We start from the raw sequence: 8,109 nt of genomic DNA, 5'->3' as shown, positions 1-8,109 counted from the left end.
TAACGGCTTCGATCGCTTTGGTGCGTAGGTCATAACTGTAAGGCGCAGGCATGGGTGTATCTCAATGCTTCTCTCTCTAGAATAGCGTCCTAACGTGCGTGCGTAGGGCTATAGAATTGATCGTTTGCTCATCGTGCTTCTTTCAGTAAGGTCATGGAGCTGGATAAAGTAATTGAGACGAAATAACAATAACTTCCTGCACAGTTCAGCAACTGTGCAGGAAGTGAGTGAGTTGAGGTTGATGAGTTAACTGGTTAAGCAGACTCAACCAACTGCTTAGGAAAGCTAAATTCTTCTGAAGAGCTACGAGCGCGCTGGGTTCGGATCAGGGAAACCGGCATGGTCAGTAAAAAGCTGACGAAACTGGCTGTCAAGATCACCGGTACCATCGACGTATCTGAGATGACGGTCAGAATGACTGTCGTGCTGAGCGGGGTTTTTGTCACCGCTACATTGACTGCTGCCATCATGCAGAGCATGCCAATCGTGGGGTGAATCTGGGGAACAGCTAGAGAAATTGCTAAGCCGACAGCTGCACCCACAAAGAAAAGCGGAAAGATAAAGCCGCCGCGAAAACCACAGTGCAAGGTGAAACAAATTGCCAGGATCTTGGCGAAGGCTGTCAGTAGTAATAAAGAGATCCCCCAGGTCGAGCCAGTGTCAATAATGGTTTGGATTTGCTGTTCGCCAAAGAAGAGGGTTTGAGGAAAGGCCAGGGCAATCAGACCAATGGCTAAACCGCCAAAGGTTGCCAGTGGAATGCGGTGATGCTCGATGCGGTGGGTGAAGTAGCCAATACCTCGAAACACAAGCACAAAGAAAACCGCAACCAAGGCACCTGCCAACCCCAAAAGAGCGCCTTCGGCCATGTTGACCAAGGCCAGTTTAGGCGCTTCAGGAAAGTAGTACATGCCGCCAATGGTCAGCCCGGTTGTCGAGCGAAATACAACAAAGCTTAGGGTGGCTGAAATAACTGCGGGAATTAAGGCTTCATAGTATTCCAAACCGCGTCGATGGGGAATTTCCAACGCAAACAAAGCACCTCCTAATGGTGCTCCAAAAAATGCGCCCAGAGCTGCACTCATGCCGCAGAAGGTGAGCTTACGGATAGCATCGCTGCTCAGCTTTAAGCGCATGCCTAGCCAACTACCAAAGCTGGCATTGACCTGAACCAGGGGTGCTTCGGGCCCGGCACTGCCCCCGGCGGTAATCGAGAACAGGGAAGCCACAATCATCGATGGCGTTTGGCGAATGTCGATCCGGCCAGGATCGTGAACATCATTGACAACTCTGGCCATCTCACCGGGAGCACCCATCCAATGCAAGGTCAAGCCAACCAGTAAGCCGCCAGTTGTGGTCGCGAACAGGAGATATTGCCAAGTTGAGAAGCTAGCTGGCAACAGTGGCGCCAACACCTCGGGCAGGGTGTGCCAAACCAAATGGTTACTGGCTTCCAACAAATAATAATAGGCGGTTGCAACCAGGCCGCCGATCAGCCCAACAATCGCTGACCAGAAAATCATCTGTTGGTAGCTAATTTCTAACTTCTGCTCGGGGGATTCTGGCAAGGAGTTAGAACTCTCGGCCTCAACTGAATGAGTTGGCAACTGAGAAGGTAGAGTCATGAAACTAAATAGATGGGTAGAGTTCAGAGCAGAGTTCTGAAAAGAGAACCCAGCCCAGAGGAAGGCTGCTCTGGGCCGAACTGCTGCTTAGTCGCGTCTGCGCTCTAAGACAGGAGCTTTTTGCACTGCTGGCTCTAGGACTTCTTCGCTATGGGAGCCTGTGGGTTCCTTCAGTAAAAAGGCGCAGAGGAAAGCCACAATGACTGCTGTAACCCCCATGACCTGAAAGAAAATCCGGTCGCCAGCGGCCCCTTCGGGTAGCAGGCTGTAGATGGTGAGGTAAGCGACAGCACCGACATTGCCATAGGCACCGACATTGCCAGCAATTTGTCCAGTTACGCGTCGCTTAATTAAGGGCACGATGCCGAAGGTTGCTCCCTCTGCCGCCATTACAAAGAAAGAAGCGCCCATCGTTGTCACCACTACTAAAGGCAACCACCAACTGGCCCCGGCGGTGCTGAAAATTAGATAGCCAATACCAGTCCCAGCTAAGGTAGCCGCCAAAGTCCATTTGCGACTACCAATGACATCAGAAAGGAAGCCGCCACCCGGACGGGCAATTAAATTCATAAAGGCATAAGTGCCTGCAATCGTTCCAGCTAAAGCGGCGGTTAGACCGAAGGTGTTTTGAAAGAAAGTTGGGAGCATCGAAACTACTGCCAGTTCCGAACCAAAGCAGCCAACGTAAGCTAGTTCGCACAGGGCAACTTGCGAAAATCTGTAGCGATCTTCACCGGAATAACGCTTTTGACCGGTCATCAAAGCTCGATTCGCTTTCCAGGCGTTGTAAGCCTGAAAGACATATAGACCAGCTAGCAGTAGCCAAATAATATACATTTGGCTAGAGGTAATAAAATTCACCTTGGTTAAACGCCAAGCAATGACTCCGAGAATGCCGACTAAAGGAATATTCATCAATAACATGAACCAGAAGTCGTTGCGGCTAGTCACTTCCATCCCTGCACTGCTAGGCGGACGTTCATAGACTTTGCCTGGTGGGGTGTCTTGAACATTGAAGAAATAAAACACGCCGTATAGGGCTGTAACAATGCCTGTGAGGGCAATGGCAAAACGCCAATTCATTTCCCCTGCGGCTAGAAAGGCCGTTGCAGCAGCAATTGCCGGTAGGGTAAAGGCTGCTCCGGCGGAACCAAAATTGCCCCAGCCGCCATAAATTCCTTCAGCTAGACCGATTTCACGGGATGGAAACCATTCGGCCACCATGCGAATGCCGATTACAAAGCCGCAGCCGACAATGCTGAGAGCCAAGCGGCTGTAGACCAATTGTTCAAAGGTTTGAGCAGCGGCAAAGGCGAGACAGGGCAGCGCCGCGAATACCAGTAGGCAGGAGTAGGTAATGCGAGGGCCGTATCGGTCTAGAACCATGCCGACAATAATTCGCGCTGGAACAGTGAGGGCAACGTTGCAGATGGCTAAAGTTCTTAATTGAGCTTCGTTTAAACCTAAGTCTGCCTTCACGGCTGTTGAAAATGGTGCGAAATTAAACCACACCACAAAGGTTAGAAAAAACGCAAACCATGTCAAATGCAGAATGCGGTAGCGACCGCTGAATGACCATAATCTAGCCACAAGAAATGCTCCTGAAAAAATTGAAGTTGTCAATATTGGTCACAACCCGCCGCGCGCTAAGGGTTGTAATCTGAAGCAAAGCTAGATTGAGAAAAGACTTAGATAAGAAATGACTGTTCAAGTCTGTTTTCGTGTTCAATACCTCAACGAAGTTTCCGTAAAGGTAATGCACCTAGACAAGGACAAAATGTTCTGAATAAACAATCAAGTAGCCATAAACTAATTCCTGCATTTGCAATATGCGGGTTTTGTATATCTATCTAAAGAGCTACGCCTCTAGAAATTAGCTCCAACTTCTCAAGCTTGAGTTCAACGAGTTCAAGCTTGTTTTTTGTCCAGAACAAACTTTTAATCTCTCATTTGAACTGGTTTAAGCCCGTCCAGTGCGTCCACTGTTGAGTTCGGATAGAGACAGCAAGCTAAGGGATCCTGGCTGTAGATGTTCTAAGCGGGAGGCCGGAATGGTCAGGTAGAGGGTATCGCCCGCTTCGAGTACAGCATCTAGCAAATCCCAGCCATGCACCAAACGGCTGGGCCGGTCTAGATATAGAGGGACAAAATCAACGGCAATCGCGGCGCTTTGGATTTGTAAATTGCAGAAGGGGTGCTCTGGCGTAATGACAATGGCGGCGGCTAACCACAGACCATCGACGGTCATGCCACTGCCCAGGATGCGTCCGCCCAATGCGGCTGAGACAAACGAAGGCGCCGTGAGTTCGACTGGATTCAGAACTTTGGTGAAGTGAAAAACCTGCTGCATCATGTGCGAGAAACGCGGAGTTTGGCTGCGCACGACGATGGGTAAGGTGCTGACTAAACTTCGGGCACTCAGTGCAATTTCTAAGTTGACGGTGTCGTCGCTGGTGACGGCCAGTAAGCCATCAGCGCCTTGAATATTCGCGGTTTGGAGCGTGGGGCCAAGGTTGGCATCGGCTTGAATGACTGGAATTCGCAAGCTGCGCACACTGCTCAAAAAACGATTGCGCTCGTCCCGCTCGATGACCACCACGTCATGTCCCTGCTGGTGCAGTTGATGTACGATTTGCCAGCCAACGCCGCCCAAGCCACAGACGATGTAATGGCCTTTGCGCGGAATCCGAGCTGCTTCTAGGACGTGATTGAGCCTTGCTCCTAAAACAAAATCGTTGAGTAAGGTGTAGAACACACCGATGATCGCAGCGCCGACCAGCATGGTCAGGATGGTAAATAGCTTGAGCAGCGCGGGGGCTGTGGCGACGCCAATATCGGTGACCACTGCGCCTGTAATCAGGCCGACGGCGAAGTAGAGGGCATCAAGCGGGCTAACCCGCAACACGGATGAAGCGTAGACCAGAGTGGCAAGCAAAATAGTCGCCAGCAGGGCCACCATGCCCCACATCAGCCCTTGGCTTTGGTTGGTGGATAACTGGGCGAGTGAAGTGGCTGCCCGTCGCAGTTGCAGGCGCAGTGAACTACGAACGTTGCGCGTTTCAGGTTGGATGCCAACAATGACGCGGTCGCCGGGACGCATACGCCGACCTTGCAGGACTGAATAGACCAGATTTTGCTGGCTGCCTGCGGGTAGATAATCGACCAACATGCGCGTGCGGTCGTCCCACAATTCCCGTAGGGTTTTGCCGCGCCAGGCATGGTCTTCGTCAATTTCGACTTCGTGAATTGGCCAGGTTTGCCCAAAGAGCTTGAGCTGACCAATTGCCTCGTTGCCCAAAATCGAAAAGACAAAGGCGGGCGCGGCTAGAGCGGAAACGCTCATGGAGAGATGTCCAGACAGGGTTTGGTCTAAGCGCTGACCCAGACCGGGGTTAAACAAGCGATTGACGATGCGCAGGCTGGGGTTGAGGATGCGAGCCTGCATGAGGGTGCGCAAATTGATCGCGTCGTCGGAGCCAGCCAGCACTAGGGTCTGAGCGTGTTGGATACCAACGCTCAATAAGACCTCGGCGGATTGATAATCGCCGACTCGGACCTGGCTGAGGTCAAGCCCGAGCCCTAAGTCTCGCGGTGGATTGCGGGTAATCCCGGCCACGGCAATGTTCTGCGCTTTGAGCAGTTGCAGGATGCTCTGACCCAAGTGGCCCAAGCCACAGACAATGATGCGGGGTTCCACAGCAGCTATGAGGTCTTAATGGCCCCACAGTAACGACCTGTCATGATAACTACCCTGAGCCGATTCGAGTGTACTGAAGACTACGGGGGATGTTTTGGGTCTTAGATTGCGTCTGTTTATTTAGTGATGTAACCGCCTGTGGCATCAATATCGGTGCCGACCATAATCGTGGCATCCTCGGAAGACAGCCACATGACCACACGGGCCATCTCTTCTGCGGTTGCTAAGCGGTTGATCGGATAGTCTTTGACGGCGGCTTCTGTGCTCATGCCCCAAGAACTGAGCGCTCGGTGCAACATGGGGGTGTCAACGGCACCAGGCGAGAAGGAATTCACGCGGATGTTTTTGCTGGTCAGTTCCATTGCCCCAGTTCTGCTTAGGGACATGACGCCAGCCTTGCTTGCACCGTAAGGGCCAATGTTGGCAAAGCCTTGGTGTCCGCCGACTGAAGCGGTGTTGACAATGATGCCGCTAGCTTGCTTCGACATCACCGGAATCTCATACTTCATCGCCAAAAAAACGCCGGTTACGTTGGTGGCGATGACGTTGTTCCACTCCTCTAGGGACAGGTCAGCAATTGCTTTGGGGGGAGCCTCAATGCCAGCATTGTTGAAAGCAATGTCGATGCGACCGTATTTCTGCACACAGCCGTTAACAAAATTTCTAACCTCGCCTTCTTTTCTGACATCGGCTTGCATGTAGGTTGCTTCACCCCCAAAGGCTTTGATTTCGCGCACATTGGTTTCTCCCAACTCAGTGCGGCGACCACAAAAAAAGACTTTGGCTCCTTCTCTCGCGAAAGCGTAGGCAGTGGCTTTACCAATGCCAGAAGTCGCGCCAGTAATCAGAACCACTTTGTCTCTGAATTTACCTGTAGAATTTACCCTGCTATTTTCTGACTCAACGGGTTTTTGAGTATTAGCAAACGCACTGTTAGCGGTCGCTGCTGCTGCCAGCCCAGCGACACTTGCGCCAATGATTTCGCGTCGGGTGATCGGTTTGGTCAGTTCTGATTTGTTGTGGCCAGTCTGCTTGCTGGGTTTCTGTTGCTTGCTCATTTAATGTTGGCTCCAAAATAGCGAATAGCAATAAACTCAACAAAACTCAACAGCGCTGATTTCGTGTGGTTCTTTTGGTTCTTTTTGCAGGGTTCTTTGTTTGAAAGCGATTATACAGAGACTAGGTTCCGGGTGTCTTGCTAGTTCTTCCACTGATTGTCGTAATCTTACGAAAGCCCGCAGTGATGTACTGTCCTGGACGCAAAACTGAGGGATATTTAAGCTTTGGTCAGTTCCCGATAGGCTTTGGGTGTTGTTCCTGTCAGCCGTCGAAATACGGTTGTAAAGTGGCTATGGCTTTGGAAGCCGACACGATGACAGATTTCAATAATGGAAAGCTGGTTCTCTGCCAGGAGTAGCTTGGCACGCTCGATGCGCTGATGCAGTACGTACTGATGGGGGGGCAAACCGGTTGAGCGTTTGAACAAGCTGACAAAGTAGTTGGGGCTCAGCTTAATTAGAGCGGCGAGTTCGCTCAGGCTTAAATCCTGTGACAAGTTCTCATGGATATATTCGATGACTTGACGCAGTTTTAATGATGGTAAACCATCGGTGTAATCCTTGATTGTGGGCGAGGAAGCAGAATAATATCTGAGCAGGTGAACCGCTAGTGCAGTTGCCATTGATTCAGCATAGAGACGGCTTAGCGGTCCTCCAGTTTTAGTTTCTGTCAACAGGGCTAGACCCATTTGCTGCATGAGTGGGTCACGAATTCTAAGCTGTGGAATGATTTCAAGGTGATTGGTCTCTGGCGATTGTATGGCTTGGGTGACTAGTTCTGGCTCTAAACGTAGAACAATATACTCGGCTACACCGTACCAGCGCTCCCAGTTAGGCAGATGAGCAGGCAGAACGCTCAAATCCCCTACGACAGAATAACCACTTTGAAAGCGCCCATTGACTACGTTTTCTACCTTGATTGCAGGCCCAGTTTGGATGGCAATTAGATGGTGTGGCAGGCAGTGATCAGGAATTTCGGAAGGGGGCTGACAATGCTGTTCTACAGTGATACCTTGCCATTGTTGCGGCTGGCTTGTAAAGACAGGTTGGTTGGGTAGGATATCTGGCAAAGCAATTGCGAACTTATCCTCGGCCATAATTACATGAGCCAAAATATAAAAGTCAACACAGGAGCTAAAACGTGAGACAAAAAATCAATCCGTCCTGAATGTTAGCTTTGAAAATTGCGCTCAGGGTATGACTTGAATCAAGCTCTGATCCTCGTATCTCAGACGGGCTGCGAGTGAGGCTCATGAGAGCAGTGTTCTGGGACTTCTGCTAAATTTTCTGGTTCAGATGACCTGCTCCACAGATAGGCATAGTTCATGGCTGCTTGGTGGAAATTGCCGCTCGTAGAAGGTGGGACGACAGGCTATAGAGCGCAACGGTTGGGCTGCCGTGAGACTGCACGAGGACTTTGTCTACCAAGTTGCGACCTTCGAGGCTGAGCAGCAGAAGGCTTAACTCTCCGGGCTCCAGGCTGCAATCTCGGCTCAAAAGGGTCAGTGGAACACGAGAGGGGGAACCGTTGGGCTCGGTGTAGTTGGCGATGGTCAACAAGACCAATTTCAAGTGGGCAGAGAGTTTTAGGCGGCGGGTGAGGTGGTCCCACAGGGCGAGGCGGTGTTGGAGACTCATGGTGGGTAACAGGGGTTGAGAATGGGGTAAATGAATAAATTGCCTACCAACGCGGTAACGTTTGCCACTAATGCGGTAGCGTTTGCCAGTA

At 51.0% G+C, this 8,109-nt stretch carries 6 protein-coding genes; all 6 read right to left on the bottom strand.

The annotated features are described in order from the left end of the window. Window positions 1-254 precede the first annotated feature (254 nt). The 6 genes from H6F94_RS23905 to H6F94_RS23880 all read right to left on the bottom strand — a co-directional run bounded on the left by H6F94_RS23905 (window position 255) and on the right by H6F94_RS23880 (window position 8,018). The gene (locus H6F94_RS23905) at window positions 255-1,625 is read right to left on the bottom strand and encodes a chloride channel protein (protein WP_190804718.1); all 1,371 of its coding nucleotides are present in this window, start codon (window positions 1,623-1,625) and stop codon (window positions 255-257) included. A gap of 87 nt (window positions 1,626-1,712) precedes the next feature. Then, entirely contained in the window at window positions 1,713-3,215 is a 1,503-nt protein-coding gene (locus H6F94_RS23900; RefSeq protein ID WP_190804717.1) for a NarK family nitrate/nitrite MFS transporter, read from the bottom strand. 370 nt (window positions 3,216-3,585) lie between these two features. Continuing rightward, window positions 3,586-5,322: a potassium channel family protein gene (locus tag H6F94_RS33340; protein ID WP_190804716.1), complete on the bottom strand. Its 1,737-nt coding sequence runs from the start codon at window positions 5,320-5,322 to the stop codon at window positions 3,586-3,588. A gap of 116 nt (window positions 5,323-5,438) precedes the next feature. Continuing rightward, on the bottom strand, window positions 5,439-6,380 hold the full coding sequence (locus H6F94_RS23890; RefSeq protein WP_190804715.1) for an SDR family NAD(P)-dependent oxidoreductase: 942 nt from the start codon (window positions 6,378-6,380) through the stop codon (window positions 5,439-5,441). 218 nt (window positions 6,381-6,598) lie between these two features. Then, complete coding sequence (locus tag H6F94_RS23885) at window positions 6,599-7,477, bottom strand: AraC family transcriptional regulator (RefSeq protein ID WP_190804714.1); 879 nt, start codon at window positions 7,475-7,477, stop codon at window positions 6,599-6,601. A gap of 226 nt (window positions 7,478-7,703) precedes the next feature. Continuing rightward, a complete protein-coding gene (locus H6F94_RS23880) occupies window positions 7,704-8,018 on the bottom strand; it encodes a hypothetical protein (RefSeq protein WP_190804713.1) in 315 nt (104 codons plus the stop codon). Between the last annotated feature and the right edge of the window lie 91 nt (window positions 8,019-8,109).

Origin of the sequence: Leptolyngbya sp. FACHB-261 (assembly GCF_014696065.1) — a bacterium.
Classification (GTDB): Bacteria; Cyanobacteriota; Cyanobacteriia; order FACHB-261; family FACHB-261; genus FACHB-261.
Note: the sequence above shows the minus strand (reverse complement) of the source record. Positions and strands in the feature narration are given on the sequence as shown.